This is a genomic window from Nocardia sp. NPDC049935 (genome assembly GCF_055586645.1).
The window spans coordinates 457,387-473,713 of the sequence record NZ_JBVJHV010000002.1; the positions used below are offsets into that span (position 1 = coordinate 457,387).

A 16,327-nucleotide genomic window follows, 5' to 3' on the forward strand; every position below is an offset into this window, starting at 1 on the left:
GTCGTGAATCGATACATTCTTGGACACTGAAGACAAGCGATCATCGCTGTTCAGCGATGATTACTACCGACATGACGTCCAGCAATACCCTTTTCTGGACAGCAAACGGAACGTCGACTCGGCCTCGAGTAGCGCCCGCGGCAAGGATCGCGAGCAGTGTCCGGTGGAAACGGTCGCGTTCGGTGACAGGCACATCGGTGAGCAGATTTTCGACTTCGGTGGTGAAGTCGGTGTGAGATGCGTGGGCGATGCGGCGACCGGGGCCGGTGAGTGCGACATGGATCGCGCGGCGGTCGGCCGGTACGGGTCGACGTTGCACAAGGTTTCGGCTTTCGGCGCGGTCGACCAGCCCGGTCAGCGCGGCACGTTCCACCCCGAATGCCTTCGCCAGTGCGGCCATCCCTTGCGGTCCCTCCAGAAGGACCCGGAGCAGACGTGCCTGCATCGCCGTCAGGCCGTGGCGTTGGGAGATACGGCCTGCAGTGGTTGATCCTGCGGGTCAGGTGCAGCAGTCCGGTCACCAGATCCGGCGGACCACCGACCCCGGACGGCCCGCTATCCCTCGGTTGCGGGCCGTTTCCACGTAAATCGTGGGACGGGTGGAACCGCTTCGGCGGGCGCCTACGGCACCGACGACGAGGTGCTGTTCCCCAGCGATTCCACGTTCTTTGTGCACGACAAGTACATCGACCCGGCCACGGGCAAAGTCATCATCACCATGAGCGAGATCCCGAAACTCTAGAAAGGTGCCACCCGTGCACAAAGACCCCACACCGCGGCCGGTGAACCCGGACGACATCACCCGCAAGAAAAGCATTCTCGACCAGTTCGGTGCCCGCCTGGCCGCCGCCCGTAAGTCCGGCGCGGCCGCCGCGCGCCCGGCGAACCTGACCCGCGACGACGATATAGACGCCGGCACACCGTGGGAGGGATGGACCCTCGAGAGCGGGACGTGGCGCGACGCGGACGGCAACGTCCGCTATACCCAGGGCCCGGGAGGCTGGTACGACACCAATGGCGTACTGGCCTATGACCTGCTGGGCAACAAGCAGTAAGCGCCGATCCGACCGCCCAGTGCACGGCCACGCTCGACGGCTACGACATGGTGGCCACCCGGCCGGCCGCGCTCGGCGAACACGATATGGCCGAAACGGTGCGCCAGTTGCGGCGGCTGTACCTGGCCGAGGTCGACCACCTGGGGTCTACCTCAGACAGACAGCAGAGATCGGGGCTTGAAGAGCGCCTAGCCACAGTTCGACCGCCGCGGCCCGCTTCCGTGTACGCCCATGAGTGGTTATGTGCTCGGCGTAGCTGTCTTTTCCAGGTCGACTCCGCCAGTGGTGTGGAGAGTGTCGGCGGGTTCGCGCGTGCGTCGGAGTAATACGGGCGTGGCGAGCGCAGTCGCGGCGAAGGTGCCTGCGCCCGCGAGTATCAGCGCTCCGGCGGGTCCTGCTGCGGCAACGGCCGGCGCGCCGAGGAGAGTGCCCAGCACGGTGGCGGCGTTGTTGAACGATCCCATCGCCGCGAACGCGCGGCCCTTGACCTCGGCTGGGACGTGCGTGCTGATGAGGACGCTGATGGCGGAGACCTGTAGTGAGTTCGCTACACCTGCCGCGGCGAAGCCGACCATGGCACCGATCAGCGAGTGCGACAGACCGGCGCCGGCCAGGCCTACCCCCATCAGAAGGCCGGCGAATACCAGTGTCTCGGACTGCCGCCCCGGTGGTATGCGGCCGGCGATCCAGGAGGAAGTGATGAGCCTGCCGATGACGAAGGCGGTCGTCACCAGGCCGTATAGCAGCGGTGTCGCGCCGAGGGTGTCGCGGACGTAGAAGACTTCGGCCACAGTGAAGATCGCGGTGAAGATGATGGCGACTGCCAGCGAGGCCATCGCGGCTCTGACCACCACGTCGGAGGCCAGAAGTACGGGCGCTTCGGCGACCTGCTTCCACCAGGTGGGCCGTTTCCCGCGGCCTTCGGGCGGGGTGCGCTGCAACCGCAGTGCCGCCAGGAGTGCGACCAGCAGGCAGGTCGCGGCGGCGTCGACCACCATGGTGAAGGAGAACCCCAGGAGTCCGACCGCGGCGCCGCCGAGGGCCGGACCGGCCAGCATGCCGGTCATGCGTGCGCCATCCAGCGTCGAGTAGGCGCGCGCCGGGTTGGCCGCTGCTGTCTCGTCGGCCTTTTCGGCGAGCAGCATCATCGCCGGGGCGTTCAGGGCTGCCAGGCAGCTGGCCGTGAAGGCCAGTACCAGGATGACCCCGATCGGGAGCGCGGCGGCTGCGGCCATGCCCAAGGTGATGACCGCCTGGCCCAGCAGTGTCACGGTGAGCAGCCTGCGCGATTCGACACGGTCCACGGCAGGGGCGAGCAGCGGGGCGAGGAAGACGCCGGGTACCAGGCTGGCGAACAGGAACGCCGACACCGACAGCGCCGAGTGGTCCTCCAGAAGCAGCAACAGCGCTATTCGCGCCACCGAACCGCCCGCCGAGGCGATCCCGAGCGCTACGGCCAGAACGATGAGTCGCACCTACATCCCCCGAATCCTTGATAGCAAATCATAGGTTACCGCCACTCGGTGGCGGCAGCTAAACTCTAGCGGCAATCGGCTGAAACCTGTAATGTTCGATGGCGCAGCGGCTTCCAATACCGCAGCTGCATTTATTTGGGAGGGATTCACATGGAAACTCAGTCCATTGCCACGCCTTCGGTCGAAACGGTCCGACGGATCGTGTCTCTCGGCGGTGAAACCGAGGAGCGGCGGGCCGGCCGGGTGGCCGTCGCCGAGTCGCACATCGAGATGACACTCGCGACCGATGAGGCCGTGGCGGTGTGCCTGGCCGAACTGGAAGAGTCCGACCGGCGCCTGGCGGAAAGCATCAAGAAGGGACCGCGGCCGAGCCCGGACCCCTACGACTGGCAGATCGTGACCCTCGAGGCGAACGAAGCTGGTGGGGGGACTGTTCGTTTCGGAGTCGCCTGGTACAACGAGAACTTCTTCCAGGAGAAGAAGGACGTCTATCTCGACTCCAACCACGGCGCCCTGTTCGGGAAGTTCGGGGTCGAGCCGAGCGACGTGAAGGTCACTCACTGGATCAAGACCTCCTGATCCTCATGAGGTCTCAGCTCCGCTGAGCAGGCCTCCGGCGGCACCCCTTGCGCAGGGGAGCCGCCGGGGGTGGATCCATCGACATAAGTCCGAACGGTGCAAGCAGCAGCTCCCGAGGATTGGAAATAACCACCGCCAAGGCATTGCAGATACAATCGCAATACGCCTTCAAAAAGGGCGGCTGGAAAAATAAATGAGATAGCGCCTTTCTGACCTATTATTGCCCGGCAACAACCGGGCATTTTTGCTGTGTAGCAAATTTCTAGCGCAGCACTGGGTCGCGGTGCATGACCCAGTGCTGCCTGTACAAGGCGTGGCCGGACCGTGTGAAGAGCCGACCCAGCGCGCTAGCGGTCCTCTGGTGGGACTTGCGCATCATCGCCTGGCAGAAACGCCCTGACGTAGCGAAGACCTTCGGTTCCTACCCCGTCCTCGAACAGATCGAGGTTTTCTCGCTCCGGCACCATGGTTCGCGCCCCCTCCTACACACCTCGACAGCGCATCTCCACACCGCCGACCTCTCTCGAAACCCTGGCAGCTCACAGCGTCCTCACCAGGCCGAGTTGTCCCTTCACAACAGTTGGACGCAACACGCTGACGATCGGTTCCAAGGCTTCATGGCCGGTTCGCCTCGGCCGGCCTTCGATATCCGCCCGGAACTTTCGAGGCGACGAGGTTCGGAGGGCCTGCTCAGGTAGGAATCGGCCCGTCAGGAGGGGGACGAGGGTCGATAGGGAACGGCGGCGCGTAACGCCAATCCGCCGAACCAGAACAACGCGGCGGCTGCAGCGCGGCTTCGGTCACCGATACGAAGAAGACTGTGGACACGAATGTGCCGGGGTCACCACAAGCGCCACTGCAAGGAGATCTGACAGATGCCGGACGAGAAGCGGTTGTGGGAGATCCGTCTGGGCGTCATCGCCTCGGAGGCGGAAGCACGCGCGGTCGCCGAACAGATCGAGCGCGCCTGCTGTGCCCTGACCCCGACCACGCTCCTCCCTGCCCGATCCCGTGGAGCCTCGGCATCCACGCCGAGGACGAAATGGCCGCGGATCGTCGGGAGGGATACGACCACGTGGTGGAGCAGTATCGGATCGAGTCCGGCAAGGGTCGATAGCCTCAGGGCCTGCATTCGATCGGCTCAGGCGTTTCCGTGGCCGCAGAACTTCGGCGCTGCGGCCATCGTGCTCTGTTCACCGACCGAGGCGATCTGCCAGGGATGGCAACCGTTGAACTATGCTGGGTCGCCGTAGCTTTTGATCTTCTCCAGGGGATATCCGGCCATGACCGCGACGGCCAGGCCGTAGATCGCCAGTCCGATGAGAGCCGGTGTGGTGAGCTGGCGCTCGGGATCAGCGAGGATGTAGGCGAGGTAGCCGATGGGTGGTAGGCACAGCGCAGCGGCGGCCGCCCCCCAGGCGAAGACCATCCTGTTGACCTTTTTGCGGCGGTCCGGGTCAGTCAGCATGTGGTCGGGGAGATCTTCTCCGTAACCTTCGGACCTGCTCGTTGCCAGACCGCGATAGCCTTTCGCCGCCACGTAGCAGCATGCCAGGAAAATCATTACGAATATGAGCGCCATGAGCAGTGGACGCACGCTTCCCCCGTTCTACTCAATTTCCTGAACAGTTGTGCGGGGAGGTCCGAGGACCTCCCCGCACAATGATTTTCACCTTATATCACTCGAGCGGGGTGTACTTGATGACCGCTGCGACGACCATGGCGATTGCCTGCTTCTTCAGCGGTCCCGGCAGCGCTTTCCAGACCAGTCCCACTCCGGCGCCGCCGAAGCAGCCGACGACGGCGTTGACGACGTAGTCGGGCTGGTCGCCGCCGTTGGCGATATCGCGCAGGACGTCGACACCGACGCTGGCCAGGGAACCCTGTGCGCAGGAGATGACGGCCGCGCTGAGCAGAGCGGCCGGCACGTTGGTGCGCAGGGGCTGGTTCGCTGCCTGGAACTGGCTGACAGCAGGGGCACTGGGCTGCGGTGCCGCGAGCGCGACACCGGTGCTTGCCGCCGCGCCCGTGGCTGTGGCCAGTACAATGCATACTGCAGCGATCGGCTTGTGGATTGCCTTCATGGTGTCCTTTTTCCTTTGGTTGTGAACTGCATTAAGAAGCTGGTGGAACAGCTTCGCGGCGGGTGGGGAGTTGGCGCTCTCCACCCGCTTTTCTTCCTTTTCTAGGCTGGTCCTTTCTTTCGTTTCGGGTTTCCGGACGCATGAGTAATCAGACCGCTGACAACTGATGCTGACCGGCCGAGAATTTCGATGCGCACAGGCTCCTACGGGTTTATTCGGCCGTAGTCGCTCGTTGCTCGAAGGTGTTGCGTACAGGGTTGGACGGCACCATCCCGCAATCGGTTCCAACTGATTTCAGAAGTTTCCGCCGAAGCCCTGCCGACCTGGAGGTGTCCGCTCCGCTGGACGGACTGCCGCCGACCCCTGACCTGCCATGACCGCGCCTCACGACTCTGCCGAAGCGCCGTGTGATCAATAGTGGCTCTACGGCCCATAGGGGGTGTAGGCGCTGCGGCGCACCGGGGATGGGCGCCCAACCGGGGTGTTCTCCAGCGCCGGAAAAAGAATTTCGGAACCGGGGGAACCGATGGCGGGATGGCGCCGTCAAAGCCTGTAACGAAACAGGATTCGGTCCCGTAAGGGTTCGGAGTCCGGGGGATCGCCGGGTCGGGCGAAGCGGCACCATCGCAGGTTGCTGCCATGCAGGGAGGAACCGAAATGTTGATGGATGTGGCGGCGGTGCAGGGCATTGCCGGTGATCTGCAGACGACGGCGGGCACGGTCAACGACGCCGCGCTGCGCGTCGCGGATGTGTTGCGCGGGTTCGAGGCGGCCGGGGCGGGCCGTGACTATCAGGCGGCTGGTGAACGCATCGGCCGAGGCCTCGACGATGTGCGGCGGTCGCTGTTCGCCTGGGCGCATTGCGTGCACGACAGCGGGTCGGCACTGCAGGCCAGTGCGAGCAGCTGCACCGGTGTCGATCAGTCGACCGCGGTCAACCTCGGCGCGGTGGCGGGAGCGTTCGAATGAGACCCACCGACACCGACAGCATCGACGCGATCCTGGATGATGGCGCCACGGGACTGCGCTATTTCGAGGTCTTCGGGCCGCGGTACCGGGAATGGACCGGCCACGATCCCGCCGGAGGGGACTACTTCGCTCTGGCCGCCCGCTACGACCAGCAGCGCGGCACGGACCTGGCGTCCCTGCAGGCCCTGGCGACCACCCTGGGCGAGGAACTCGACGGGCGCCTCGACGATCAGGCCGCCACCCAGACCACGAGGTTCGCCGCGGTCTCCGATTTCTGGAGCGGATCTCCGGCCGCCGACGACGCCCGGCAGTACCTCACCGATACCGGCACCACGGTCACCACACACCTCGACACCCTGCGCACCGTCCACACCGCCACCACCACCGCGGTCACGCAGATCGAGACCGCTGTGCGGACCAAGGCCGACACGATCGCCGGTGAGTTCACCCCGGATAATGCGGCGGGCAAAACCCCGCAGCAGATCGACTGGCTGATCGACCTCGCCGCAGGACGTGGCGATACCAGCCAAACGGTGCAGGACCGGCTGCGCACCGAACTGGGAGACCATTACGTCGAGGGTGGCGATCCCGCCGCGATGTGCCGCACCTGGCTCGATCAGGTCTTCGTTCCCGAGGTCGACGCCAAGGTCGCCCGCTTCACGACCCTGTGCGCCGACGCTCACACCACAGTGACCTGCGCCTACGATCAGCTGATCACCGTGGTCGAGGCCGTCGAACCCGCAGTGTTTCTCTCACCCGGTGGCACGCCGGCGGCCGACACCGAACTCACCACCACCGCAGGGCAGCCGAGCTATCTCGCCGCGGTCGGCGCTCCTCTGGCAGTCACCGAGCCCGACAGCGACACCCCTCCGGCAGGACAGAACCCCGTGACCACCGCGGGTGCCCCGCAGAATCCGGCAGGCCAGGACACCCCATCGAGTTTGGCGCTGACCACCACACCGGCCGCGGCCCCGATCAGCGACACCGCCGGGTTGGGCACCGATCCCACGACCGGCATCCCGGCCGGGGCCGACGATTCGGCTGCCGACGATTCGTCGGACTCCGGGCTGGGTCTCGATGATTCGGCGGCCACGCCGCCGGGCGATACCGGGACCACGGGGGAGTGGACGCCTGCCGATATCACCGCCATGGTGACCGCGGTCGGCACTATCACCGGCTCGGTCCCCGACTTGATCACCGCGGTCAGTGGCCTGGCCGGCAACCTCGACGAGATCATCAAGGCCACCGGCGATGCCGCCGCGACCATCATCGACGCCGTCGACAACCAGCCCGCCGCGGCCGAGCTTCCGGTCGACGCCGAGATCCCCGTCGATGGCGAGCCCCCGGCGCAGGTCCCCGAGGACAGTGCGGCCGCCCGTGACGACCGCGAGGGCGAGGAGCCCGCGCCCGAAGATATGGGCGAAGGCGGTGCCAGCGAGGAGACCGCTGAGGTGCCCTTGGAGGTCGAGTCGACCGGGGAGCAGGCCCCGCTGGGGGAACCGGTGGTGGAGGAGCCGGGACCGGCCCAAACACGGCAGAACTCCGGAGACACCGCCGGCGAAGGGCTCGAACCACAGTTGCCCGCGCCCACGCCCCCACTCGAACCGGTCGCCGGCACCGACCATGCCCTGGCCATGGCCGCCTCCAGCCTGCGCGGCCTGACCCCGACCGGCGCCACCACCGGGCCGGCCCCCGTGGTCGCCGCCGCGAGCCCGCCAGCGCCGGAAAGCACGCTGTCCCTCTAAGGGACCCGACAACAGGGCGAAGCGCCCTGAACCATCACCCCACCACCCGGCAAGAACCATCCGGGCCACCAGAGCGGGTGTTGGAGGAGCTGCCACTCCCCAACACCCGAATTCGCGCTGCGCTGCAGCCGTTCACACACCGACAGGGAACCACATCATGAACCTCTTTCAAGCACCCTTGGCCGACAGACCCCTCGCTTCCGCGCCGAGACAGGCGAGCCGGCTCGGTCGGGCACTGCTTTTCGCCCTGGCGTTGGCGATCCTCATGATCACCGGCGTGCAGGCCTCCGGTCCCGCCCACGCATATCAGCCGTGCACCAACTACCGGGTCACGACCAACTGGGGCCGAGTCGAGGTCGACACCCGGCCTTCGGGAGCGGACTCCATCGGCAATATCGCCTGGGCCATGTTCATCAACGACATCTCCCACGTCCCCGGCCGATACGACTACGAGATCCGGATCAACGGCGAGGTTCTGCTGACCGACACGATCCACAAGGACGACAACTTGCACATGACCATCCCCCGGAACCAGAAGGGCCGTAACGTGTACGAGTCCGGCGACGAGATCCACGTCACCGCCTCTCATGCCGCCGGCGGAAAGCTGTACGTGACCCCTCTCAACCGTTGCACCGTCCCCTATTCGGCAGGATAGCTACATGAACCAGGAGACAGCCCGGCAAGGCGCCGACCTGCTGGCGGCCGACATCGAGTCGGCTCTCGGCTTCGAAGTCCACATCGATGAAACGATCCCCGAGCGTCTCCTGAGGCAGCCCTCCCCGCCGGGATGGTGGATCGAATTCACCATCCCGGCCCTGGAGGTCCTGGTCGGCTGTACGCCTGACGAGAGCACCCCCAGCGGCATGGCCTACGAAATCGCCCGTCGCATCCACGACGACATCCTCACCCGCTCCGGAAAGATCTGGCCCGCCGACCCCGACGGGGGAGACCAGCCCCTGCTGCCCACCACTACCGGATGGCAGGGATCGGGCAGCTCGATACCCTTCGGGCAGGTCGAGACCGCGAAGGATCCGGACCCGGCTCTCGACGGTGTGGTCCGGTGGTGGCTCCCACACAGCTACGACGGCCTCATCGCCAGCCGCTCCGGCGACGTCTGGTTCTCCCTCTGGCAATACAAAGGCGACGAACAAGCCATTACCGCGGGCATGCCGGTGACCTGGGAAATCGGAGAAGGGCAACACGGAAAATACCGCAAGGCAAGCGAAGCTCGACCAGCCCAGAAATAGCCGAAACCAGCCCCCTGGGTCGGGGGGATCCCCGCGACCCAGGGGGCTGGTCTGCGCCTCAACAGCGTGGACGAACAAGATCCGGACCCAGAGTCCGGAATCCGAGGGAATAGGCCGGGTCGAGATCGCGTAGCGCCGCGGCCCATGGTCCGGCCGACGTCGCCTGCCCAGGTGGACAGACGGCGCCGGCTGCGGTCACCGAGCGATCGGCGCCTCGGTTGCTACTGCCCTGTGTCGGGCTCCAGTTTGTAGGTGCCGTAACCGTCTTCGACGCAGACAGCCTCCTTGCCGTACAGCTGCCGATAGCTGTCCTTGCCCGTGGTCATGCACTCCTGGTACGACATGCCGCCACCCTGGGCGGCAGCGGTACCGGCGGTCCAGACAGCACCGGCCATCGCGCCGGTGACCAGGACACTGATCGCGAACCCATAAGTGGTGCGTTTCATCACGTGAATCCTTTTCTCGGTTGCAGAAGGCATCACACGTGCCCCCTCCTCGTGTCGGCGAGAACTCCCACTCGCCGACTCGGACATTATCGAAATCGGCAGGCCTGGCTGCGGGGCTACTGGTCCAGGTCCTTACCTCGTGGCCGGCGCACGTCGGCAGCGACGAGACTATGACTGGGTCGTGTGTTCCCGCCGTAGTCGCCCGTAGCTGCGTTCGAGATAGCCCCGGTAGGTGTCATCGATAGCCCCTGTCTTGGAAGCCGACCACGGGATCGGGCAAGGTCCCGCATGCTGGGGATCGGGGCACATCAAGTGGGTGAGGTCGTCGAGGAGCTGCTCGGCGTGGCCCTCGTCGGCGAGTACTGCGGCCCGCAGTTCGAACACCGCCCGTCCACCGGGTTCGAGGCCGGGATGCTCCAGTTCCCACTGCGTGGGTAGCTCGCTGTAGAGCTCGCCGATCGACATCGGTTCGGCGTCCTCATGCTCGATACCGGGTTCGGCGGGCTCGGCGGCGCCGAACCTGTCGGCCAGTGAAGCGGGAGCAGTGTTCTGCAGCCGGTCCCGGGCCTTTTCCAGCAGGCGACCGATCTCCTCATCGGTGGCGTAAACGCCTACCCGCAGTTCCCACAAGTCCAGGCCCGAGGGCATCGTGCACTCCTTCAACGTTGTTTACAGGGTCCGGCAGTGCTTGGCACGGTAACCGTCGCCCACCTTGGAATTCGCGTCCTTTTTCGCCGCCGCGACCGCAGCGGGCTGGGTCTTGCCGCTCCCGCTTCCCTCGACGTATCCGACCGCGTTGTTGTCACTGAGCCTGATCTTGGCGCATTTGACCCTGGCCGTGTACGAACGGACCGGCACAACCTCTATCGGCCAGGAGATCGACGAGACCGCCGCCGGATGCGAGGGCGTGGCCAGCCCACTGTCTGCCGATGCCGCGCCGGCGCCGACCAGTGTCGTCGCTACCGCTACCGACAGCACACCCGTCACAACCCTGCTCGTGCTGTTCATACTTCCCTCCCGATAAGCATCGCCGCTGCTCTGCGCAGCAGCATCACCAGGGTGTACGAGCAGAATCACCGCGCACACACATCAACTTGGATGCGCGGTAACCCGATCTGGTTCCGCCAGAACCGAAATCAATCAAAACAAGCGCGCCACGATGCGTAATTGGCCCGGCTCGACCACCCGGACCGACGAACCGCGCCTGTCAAACCCGCCAACCGCCGGTTTGCCCCACTTACCGGCGGCCAGGGGACAGTCGCGAGATCGCTGTGAGCGGTGACGTGCGGGCCGGCGATGTGAAGCCCGGGTCGGTTGGGCTCGGAACGAAGGGGACCCCTCTCCGAAAGTCCGGAGAGGGGTCCAATCGCCGGTGTCCGGGTTCAGCGGAGGGTGGCGGTGAGGTGGGGGTAGCCCTTCTTGGGGTGCCGAAGCGCCAGATCCCAACCCTCGCCGGCCTGATCCGCGTACACGTTCACCGTCGACGGGAGCAGGATCGGCTTGCCGAATTTCACCGCGTAGTCGACGTGTTCGGGAATACGGCCTTCGAGTGTGCCCAGGATCGTGGCCGCCGACCACATTCCGTGCGCGATCGCCTTGGGGAATCCGAAGGCCTTGGCGCCCAGCGCCGAGGTGTGGATCGGGTTCTGGTCGCCGGAGGCGGCGGCGTAGCGGGTGATGGTCTTCTGGTCCACCCGGATGGTCCGCAGCGGGGGCGGGGGGACCTCGTCCGGTTTCGGCTCGGGTTTGGGGCCGCCGGAGAGGGAGGTCTTCTGCTGGTGCAGGAAGGTGGTGACCTGCCGCCACACCAGTTCCCGGCCCACCCGGATCTCGCTGATCGCGTCCACCAGCAGACCTTTGGGGTGCTCGCGGAGGTTCTCGATATGGGCGGTGATGTCGAGGGGTTCGCTGACCGAGATCTCGCGGGTGCGTTCGATCAGGTTCTCCGCGTGGACCGCGCCGACCGCGACGAACGGGAAGTCGCGCTGTACAACCAGTTTCATCACCAGCGGGAAGGTGATGATGAACGGATAGGTCAGCGGGAGGGTGTCGCTGTAGCGCAGGCCGGTGGCCCGGCAGTACGCGGCGAGATGCTCCGGATCGATGCGCAGGCCGTCGAGTCGGACCTCCCGGTCGGGGATGGCCGGTTTGCGGGAGGACAGCAGCGGTACGGCGCCGAGGGCCGCTTTCACATACAGCCCGCCGTTCTTCGGCGGGGCGTCGAGGGTGATGGTTTCGGTCATCACGCGCCGATCATGCTCTGGCCGCAGACGCGGACGATATTGCCGTTCACCGCGTTCGAGGCGGGGCTCGCGAAGAAGGCGACGGTTTCGGCGACGTCGACGGTCTGCCCGCCCTGGTTCAGCGACGCCATCAGACGGCCGCCTTCGCGGGTGGCCAGCGGGATCGCGGCGGTCATGGCGGTTTCGATGAAACCGGGCGCGACGGCGTTGATGGTGATGTCCTTCTCGGCCAGTGCGGGTGCCTCGGCGTTCACCATGCCGATCACACCGGCCTTGGAGGCGCCGTAGTTGGTCTGGCCGCGGTTGCCGGCGATACCGGCGATGGAGGACACGTCGATGACGCGGCCGCCGGGCTTGAGTGCACCCGAGCCCACCAGGCCCTGGGTGATCCGGTGCGGGGCGGCCAGGTTCACACCGAGCACCGCGTTCCAGCGGCCCTCGTCCATATTGGCCAGCAATTTGTCGCGGGTGATACCGGCGTTGTGCACGATGATGTCGATTCCGCCGAAACGTTCGGTGGCGAATTCGGCCAGCCGGTCGGCGGCGTCGGGGGCGGTGACGTCGAGCGCGAGCGCGGTGCCACCCACCTTGTTGGCCGTTTCGGCCAGCGCCTCACCGGCGGCGGGGATATCGGCGACGATCACGGTGGCGCCGTCGCGGGCGAACACCTCGGCGATGGTGGCGCCGATACCGCGGGCGGCGCCGGTGACCACCGCGACCTTCCCGTCGAGCGGGCGGTCCCAGTCGGCGGGCGCGGTGGCGTCTTCCTTGCCGACCCGGATCACCTGGGCGTCTACGAACGCGGATTTCGCGGACAGGACGAACCGCAGGGTCGAGGCCAGGCCGGTGGCGGCGGAGGCGGCTTCCGGGTGCAGGTACACCAGCTGTGCGGTGGCGCCGCGCAGCAGTTCCTTGCCGACCGAGCGGGTGAAGCCTTCGAGGGCGCGCTGGGCGATCTGTTCCTCGACGCTGCCGGTCAGTTCGGGGGTGGTGCCGATGACCAGGACGCGGCCGGACGGGGCGATACTGCGCATGGCCGGCTGGAAGAACTCGAACAGCTGTGAGAGTTCGTCGATGCTGCCGATACCGGTGGCGTCGAAGACGAGTGCGCCGTATTTGGTGCCGGGCGCCAGGGAGTCGGCGAAGGTGTAGTCCCCGGCCAGCAGTGTGCGCACCGCTTCGGCCGCGCGACCCTTGCCGCCGAGTAGTACGGGGCCCGGCAGGGCCGGTTCGCCGGCGGCGTAGCGGCGCAGCTTCTCCGGTTTGGGCAGGCCGAGCTTGTTCGCGAGGAACCCGCCCGGCGCGGAATTGACGAACGATCCGTAGAGGTTGGGTGCGCCCTTGCTCTTGGCTGCCACTGTTCCCACCTTTTCTGTTGCTCGATTGGGTGTCGGTACCGCGCAGTACCCGGTACCGCTGCTCCGATGCCCGCGCCGGCGGTGTCGGCGGTCACCGGAGGTGGTGTCGACATTGAACTTACTCCGGAGTAAGTTTATCGTAAACCGATCGCGGGCGGGCGTCGGTCGCCGCGGCCGGGTACCGCGGCCCGGGGCCGGAACACCCGACCATCTCGCCACCTCGACAACCTGGGAGACCCGAGTGACCACCACATCCCGTTCGACTCGTCCGGTAGCCATCCTCGGCGGAAACCGCATCCCGTTCGCCCGCTCCGACAAGGCCTACGCCCACGCCTCCAACCAGGACATGTTCACCGCGACCCTGGACGGGCTGGTGAGCCGTTTCGGCCTGCAGGGCGAACGGCTCGGCATGGTCGCCGGCGGCGCGGTGCTCAAACGGGTCGGCGAGCACGGCATGATCCGGGAGAGCGTGCTCGGAAGCCGTCTCAGCCCCTACACCCCCGCCCACGACCTGCAGCTGGCCTGCGGGACCGGCCTGCAGGCCGTGGTCACCGTCGGCGACGCCATCGCGGCCGGCCGGATCGAGGCCGGGATCGGCGGCGGCACCGACACCACCTCCGACGCGCCGATCGGGGTGAGCGAGCGGATGCGTGAGTGGATGCTCAACGCGAACCGCGCGCGGACCAACGCCCAGCGCCTGAAGCTCGTCGGGCAGCTGCGGCCGGGCATGCTCGGAATCGAGATCCCGCGCAACGCCGAACCGCGGACCGGGCTGTCCATGGGTGAGCACGCGGCGATCACCGCCAAGGAGTTCGGCGTGGCCCGGGAGGCGCAGGACGAACTGGCCTACCTGTCGCACAAGAATATGGCCGCCGCCTACGAGCGCGGGTTCTTCGACGATCTGGTCACCCCGTTCCTGGGCCTGACCCGCGACGACAATCTGCGCCCGAACTCCTCGGTGGAGAAGCTGGCCACGCTGAAGCCGGTGTTCGGGGTGAAACTCGGCGACGCCACGATGACGGCGGGTAACTCGACTCCGCTCACCGACGGCGCCTCGGCCGTGCTGCTGTCCAGCGACGAATGGGCCGCCGAACGCAGCCTGCCGGTGCTGGCGCATCTGGTGGACAGCGAGGTCGCGGCGGTCGATTACATCCACGGGCCCGACGGCCTGCTGATGGCGCCCACCTACGCTGTGCCCCGCCTGCTCGCCCGTAACGGCCTGACCCTGCAGGATTTCGACTACTACGAGATCCACGAGGCGTTCGCCTCGGTGGTGCTGGCCACGCTGCAGGCCTGGGAGTCCGACCGGTACTGCAAGGAGCGGCTGGGCCTGGACGGCGCGCTCGGCTCGATCGATCGCGGCAAGTTGAACGTCAACGGTTCCTCGCTGGCCGCCGGTCATCCGTTCGCCGCCACCGGCGGCCGGATCGTGGCCCAGACCGCCAAGATGCTGGCGGAGAAGGGGTCGGGCCGCGCGCTCGTCTCCATCTGCGCCGCCGGCGGGCAGGGCGTCGTCGCCATCATCGAGCGCTGACATCCCGACGTGGTGCCCCGCTCGAGGGGGCGGGGCACCATGCTGCCTTCTCAGTCGGTATGGGGCAGCTCGTGGTGGCCGCCGAACGCTTCGCGCATGGCCGAGAGGGTTTTGTCCGCGTACTCCGCCTCACCGCGGGAGGCGAAGCGCTGGAACAGTGCGGCCGAGAGCACCGGGGCGGGAACCCCGATATCGACGGCGGCGTCCACGGTCCAGCGGCCCTCACCGGAATCGGAGACCCGGCCGCCGAACGCGTCCAGGTTCGGATCGGCGTAGAGCTGGGCGGCGGTGAGGTCCAGCAGCCACGACGCGACCACCGAGCCGCGCCGCCATACTTCGGCGATCTCGCCGATATCGAGGGAGTATCGGTAGTACTCGGGGTGCTCGAGCGGGGTCTCCTCGGCGGAGTACTCACCGGCGGCCCGGTTACCGTAATCGGCCTTGTGCAAGATGTTGAAGCCCTCCGCGTAGGCGGCCATGGCGCCGTACTCGATCCCGTTGTGCACCATCTTCACGAAATGCCCGGCGCCGGCCGGACCGCAGTGCAGGTACCCGTGTTCGGCGGCGGTCGGTTCGCCGGTCCGGCCGGGGGTGCGCGGGGCGGCGTCCACTCCCGGGGCGATCGCGCGCAGTAGGGGGTCGATCCGGCGGACCGGTTCGGCCTCGCCGCCGACCATCAGGCAGAAACCGCGTTCGCGGCCGAAGACCCCGCCCGAGGTGCCGATATCCACGTAGTGGATCCCGAGAGGGCCCAGTTTCGCGGCCCGGGCGATATCGTCGTGGTAACGGCTGTTGCCGCCGTCGATCACGATATCGCCGGGTTCGAGCAGGCCGGAGAGATTATCGATCACGGCGCCGGTCGCGCCGGCCGGGATCATCACCCACACCACCCGCGGGGTGTCGAGCGCGGCGACGAAATCCTTCAGATCGGCGAACCCGCGGAAGCCGGCGCCGAGCTCGGCGGCGAGGCCGTCGAGGACCTCGTCATGCCGTTCACAGCCCACCGCGCTGTGACCCGCGGCGACGATCCGCCGGACGATATTGGCGCCCATCCTGCCGAGGCCGATCATGCCCAACTGCATCTTCGCGTCCCTTCGTGACAGGGTCGGTGGATCGCGCGTCGTATCGATTGTGCCCGCCGTGGGAGAAGGTCCGCGGGATTCGGGTGTAACGACCCGTGCGCGGCGGCGATATACCGGTCGGCTCCGTGTATTCGCCTGACCCCCGACCCGGCGACTACACGGGGCCACTTTGCTGTCCGGAGCCGGATCCGGCGCGGTGTCCTCAATGAGACGCCGTGGCAGTGGCCGGTTGGCGCAGCTGTGATCGATCAGGCACTGAAGATTACAGTTCGGACAACTATCGTTGGCGAAGGCTCGCACCCGGCGAGTCCCCGGAGAGAGCAATTGGGGAGGACGGTTCGTGAGCGGCGAATCGAACACCGACCGCGGCGACAGACGCCATCCCGGTCACCCGCAGGCGGCCGACGGTGACGATCGCCGGCTACCCGATTCCGGCCGCTCGCCCGGGCAACCGGACACCGCCGAAAACGTCGCGCCCGGCTGGCGCGGCGGCAGCTCCTGGCTGAACCC

Annotated in this window: 17 protein-coding genes; 7 read left to right on the top strand and 10 right to left on the bottom strand. The window is 66.8% G+C overall.

Annotated features, from left to right (window positions below; translation table 11 throughout):
• Positions 1–40: 40 nt before the first annotated feature.
• On the bottom strand, positions 41–472 hold the full coding sequence (locus tag ACZ6SF_RS10335) for a MarR family winged helix-turn-helix transcriptional regulator (RefSeq protein WP_466062248.1): 432 nt from the start codon (positions 470–472) through the stop codon (positions 41–43).
• A 283-nt stretch (positions 473–755) separates the two neighbouring features.
• Between ACZ6SF_RS10335 and ACZ6SF_RS10340 the strand changes: the two genes are divergently transcribed.
• Complete coding sequence (locus tag ACZ6SF_RS10340) at positions 756–1,055, top strand: hypothetical protein (RefSeq protein WP_466061746.1); 300 nt, start codon at positions 756–758, stop codon at positions 1,053–1,055.
• Positions 1,056–1,294: 239 nt separating this feature from the next.
• Here ACZ6SF_RS10340 and ACZ6SF_RS10345 read toward each other — a convergent pair whose 3' ends face one another.
• Entirely contained in the window at positions 1,295–2,530 is a 1,236-nt protein-coding gene (locus tag ACZ6SF_RS10345) for an MFS transporter (RefSeq protein ID WP_466061747.1), read from the bottom strand.
• Between the two features lie 201 nt (positions 2,531–2,731).
• On the opposite strand from ACZ6SF_RS10345, the gene ACZ6SF_RS10350 reads away from it, so the two are divergent.
• The gene (locus ACZ6SF_RS10350) at positions 2,732–3,109 is read left to right on the top strand and encodes a hypothetical protein (protein WP_466061748.1); all 378 of its coding nucleotides are present in this window, start codon (positions 2,732–2,734) and stop codon (positions 3,107–3,109) included.
• 1,234 nt (positions 3,110–4,343) lie between these two features.
• Here ACZ6SF_RS10350 and ACZ6SF_RS10355 read toward each other — a convergent pair.
• Positions 4,344–4,577: a hypothetical protein gene (locus tag ACZ6SF_RS10355; RefSeq protein ID WP_466061749.1), complete on the bottom strand. Its 234-nt coding sequence runs from the start codon at positions 4,575–4,577 to the stop codon at positions 4,344–4,346.
• A gap of 211 nt (positions 4,578–4,788) precedes the next feature.
• Positions 4,789–5,277: a hypothetical protein gene (locus tag ACZ6SF_RS10360; protein ID WP_466061750.1), complete on the bottom strand. Its 489-nt coding sequence runs from the start codon at positions 5,275–5,277 to the stop codon at positions 4,789–4,791.
• A gap of 573 nt (positions 5,278–5,850) precedes the next feature.
• Here ACZ6SF_RS10360 and ACZ6SF_RS10365 point away from each other — a divergent pair.
• The 4 genes from ACZ6SF_RS10365 (at position 5,851) to ACZ6SF_RS10380 (ending at position 9,154) form a co-directional block, all read left to right on the top strand.
• Positions 5,851–6,162, top strand: coding sequence for a hypothetical protein (locus tag ACZ6SF_RS10365; protein WP_466061751.1), 312 nt, complete (start codon positions 5,851–5,853; stop codon positions 6,160–6,162).
• Positions 6,159–7,907: a hypothetical protein gene (locus ACZ6SF_RS10370; protein ID WP_466061752.1), complete on the top strand. Its 1,749-nt coding sequence runs from the start codon at positions 6,159–6,161 to the stop codon at positions 7,905–7,907. Before ACZ6SF_RS10365 ends, ACZ6SF_RS10370 begins: the two co-directional genes overlap by 4 nt.
• Positions 7,908–8,064: 157 nt before the next feature.
• Entirely contained in the window at positions 8,065–8,562 is a 498-nt protein-coding gene (locus ACZ6SF_RS10375; RefSeq protein ID WP_466061753.1) for a hypothetical protein, read from the top strand.
• 4 nt (positions 8,563–8,566) lie between these two features.
• Complete coding sequence (locus ACZ6SF_RS10380; RefSeq protein WP_466061754.1) at positions 8,567–9,154, top strand: hypothetical protein; 588 nt, start codon at positions 8,567–8,569, stop codon at positions 9,152–9,154.
• A gap of 221 nt (positions 9,155–9,375) precedes the next feature.
• On the opposite strand, the gene ACZ6SF_RS10385 is transcribed toward ACZ6SF_RS10380, so the two are convergent.
• The 5 genes from ACZ6SF_RS10385 to ACZ6SF_RS10405 all read right to left on the bottom strand — a co-directional run bounded on the left by ACZ6SF_RS10385 (position 9,376) and on the right by ACZ6SF_RS10405 (position 13,201).
• Entirely contained in the window at positions 9,376–9,600 is a 225-nt protein-coding gene (locus ACZ6SF_RS10385) for a hypothetical protein (protein ID WP_466061755.1), read from the bottom strand.
• A 168-nt stretch (positions 9,601–9,768) separates the two neighbouring features.
• Positions 9,769–10,248: a hypothetical protein gene (locus ACZ6SF_RS10390; RefSeq protein WP_466061756.1), complete on the bottom strand. Its 480-nt coding sequence runs from the start codon at positions 10,246–10,248 to the stop codon at positions 9,769–9,771.
• 21 nt (positions 10,249–10,269) lie between these two features.
• Complete coding sequence (locus ACZ6SF_RS10395; RefSeq protein WP_466061757.1) at positions 10,270–10,608, bottom strand: hypothetical protein; 339 nt, start codon at positions 10,606–10,608, stop codon at positions 10,270–10,272.
• Positions 10,609–10,982: 374 nt separating this feature from the next.
• A complete protein-coding gene (locus ACZ6SF_RS10400) occupies positions 10,983–11,843 on the bottom strand; it encodes a MaoC family dehydratase (protein ID WP_466062250.1) in 861 nt (286 codons plus the stop codon).
• Positions 11,843–13,201 carry a 3-oxoacyl-ACP reductase gene (locus tag ACZ6SF_RS10405; RefSeq protein ID WP_466061758.1) on the bottom strand — a complete coding sequence of 453 codons (1,359 nt, stop codon included), beginning with the start codon at positions 13,199–13,201 and terminating at the stop codon, positions 11,843–11,845. The genes ACZ6SF_RS10400 and ACZ6SF_RS10405 overlap by 1 nt, the downstream gene beginning before the upstream one ends.
• 241 nt (positions 13,202–13,442) lie before the next feature.
• Here ACZ6SF_RS10405 and ACZ6SF_RS10410 point away from each other — a divergent pair, with 241 nt between their 5' ends.
• Positions 13,443–14,735: an acetyl-CoA C-acetyltransferase gene (locus ACZ6SF_RS10410; protein WP_466061759.1), complete on the top strand. Its 1,293-nt coding sequence runs from the start codon at positions 13,443–13,445 to the stop codon at positions 14,733–14,735.
• 50 nt (positions 14,736–14,785) lie between these two features.
• Here ACZ6SF_RS10410 and gnd read toward each other — a convergent pair whose 3' ends face one another.
• Positions 14,786–15,817: a phosphogluconate dehydrogenase (NAD(+)-dependent, decarboxylating) gene (gene gnd, locus ACZ6SF_RS10415; protein WP_466061760.1), complete on the bottom strand. Its 1,032-nt coding sequence runs from the start codon at positions 15,815–15,817 to the stop codon at positions 14,786–14,788.
• Positions 15,818–16,327 lie beyond the last annotated feature (510 nt).

Bases quoted from the DNA above. Each gene is read 5' to 3' on its own strand.
- ACZ6SF_RS10355 (WP_466061749.1), bottom strand. From the start codon at position 4,577: ATGCTGACTGACCCGGACCGCCGCAAAAAGGTCAACAGGATGGTCTTC.
- ACZ6SF_RS10365 (WP_466061751.1), top strand. From the start codon at position 5,851: ATGTTGATGGATGTGGCGGCGGTGCAGGGCATTGCCGGTGATCTGCAG.
- ACZ6SF_RS10370 (WP_466061752.1), top strand. From the start codon at position 6,159: ATGAGACCCACCGACACCGACAGCATCGACGCGATCCTGGATGATGGC.
- ACZ6SF_RS10375 (WP_466061753.1), top strand. From the start codon at position 8,065: ATGAACCTCTTTCAAGCACCCTTGGCCGACAGACCCCTCGCTTCCGCG.
- ACZ6SF_RS10380 (WP_466061754.1), top strand. From the start codon at position 8,567: ATGAACCAGGAGACAGCCCGGCAAGGCGCCGACCTGCTGGCGGCCGAC.
- ACZ6SF_RS10385 (WP_466061755.1), bottom strand. From the start codon at position 9,600: ATGAAACGCACCACTTATGGGTTCGCGATCAGTGTCCTGGTCACCGGC.
- ACZ6SF_RS10390 (WP_466061756.1), bottom strand. From the start codon at position 10,248: ATGCCCTCGGGCCTGGACTTGTGGGAACTGCGGGTAGGCGTTTACGCC.
- ACZ6SF_RS10395 (WP_466061757.1), bottom strand. From the start codon at position 10,608: ATGAACAGCACGAGCAGGGTTGTGACGGGTGTGCTGTCGGTAGCGGTA.
- ACZ6SF_RS10400 (WP_466062250.1), bottom strand. From the start codon at position 11,843: ATGACCGAAACCATCACCCTCGACGCCCCGCCGAAGAACGGCGGGCTG.
- gnd (WP_466061760.1), bottom strand. From the start codon at position 15,817: ATGCAGTTGGGCATGATCGGCCTCGGCAGGATGGGCGCCAATATCGTC.